This is a genomic window from Caldisalinibacter kiritimatiensis (genome assembly GCF_000387765.1).
Classification (GTDB): domain Bacteria; phylum Bacillota; class Clostridia; order Tissierellales; family Caldisalinibacteraceae; genus Caldisalinibacter; species Caldisalinibacter kiritimatiensis.
The window spans coordinates 1-1,167 of the sequence record NZ_ARZA01000270.1 but is presented as its reverse complement, the minus strand read 5'-3'; the positions used below and the strand labels follow the sequence as shown (position 1 = coordinate 1,167).

Sequence of the window (1,167 nt, the reverse complement as noted above, 5' to 3'; positions counted from 1 at the left end):
CTAACTGACTCCTCTTAAATCCTTTATTCAATTACAACTTCAACCTCTGTTCCATCAAGCAAACTTACTATTATCTTATCCCCCTCAAACATCGTCATCTTTTGGGCAATACTAAAGAATAAATCCATGTCAAATTTCTCGTAAAACTCAAATAACCCCCACCTTGAAAAAGATAAGGGCTATGAGGAAACATTTCACTAGCTGTGTTTTCTTTTAATCAATACTACTGACTCCACATGTGTTTTGATAGAATAATGATAGTATTTAGCAAAAAAAAAGAGTTTTACCCCCTATGAATTCAGAATGAATGCTTATGACTTTTTCTCTAACAAAAAACATCTTATATATTTTATTGGAATTATTCTATTTTCATTCTCAAGCTCTATCAGTTCTATCATTCTAATAAAACAATCATATACTTCTGTGCTTTTATAAAATAAATTTTCCTAAATAACCAGAGTGACAGTACCTTTATTTGTTCTCCTTTAGTTATCCTTTAGATAGTTTGATACAGAGAGACTGTGCTCTTGTACCTTTAAAGACTATAAAATATATAAACTTTCATATTCATTTTGTTCAAATATTTCTCTAAAGTACTTGTTACATATTTTAACTTGTTCAATATAATTAATTAAATAATTTATATCTTCAAAGTAATTACCTATTATCTCATTATTATGACACAAAGCCCATCCTTTAGATGAATTAGATATTGAATATAATTCTCCTTTATATTTAAATTCAATTTCTCGACCTACTAGTAAGTCTTTTTTAAGGTCTTTAAAACTATACATAACTCCCTCCTCCTAATACATACTTATTGGATTAAAACGGTACTGCACTACCTCTTGAGCCATTATTCCAATAATGTCTATGTGGAAATTCATGTCCAACTCCACCGTATTTATAGTCGATATCCATATCAGCATCTCCATTTTTATCGTAATATCTTCTTTGTTTTAATTCACCATCTGAATCTAATAAATCATTCGAAGAATATAGGAATCCTTTTGTTGGTAGACTACTCTATCCCTCTACTTGTTCATGATTATCTGTTTTTTCTCCTTTTTCTTTAGCTTCTTCATATTTTTCTGCTTTCGCTCTAGTTTCAAACCAATCAACAACTTTGTTATATAACCAAGTACCTGCTGCTATTACTGTACCACC

General features: G+C 29.7%; 1 protein-coding gene. It reads right to left on the bottom strand.

Annotated elements, in window-relative coordinates; translation table 11 throughout:
* Positions 1-542: 542 nt before the first annotated feature.
* A complete protein-coding gene (locus tag L21TH_RS12500) occupies positions 543-794 on the bottom strand; it encodes a hypothetical protein (RefSeq protein WP_006317084.1) in 252 nt (83 codons plus the stop codon).
* Positions 795-1,167: the final 373 nt, after the last annotated feature.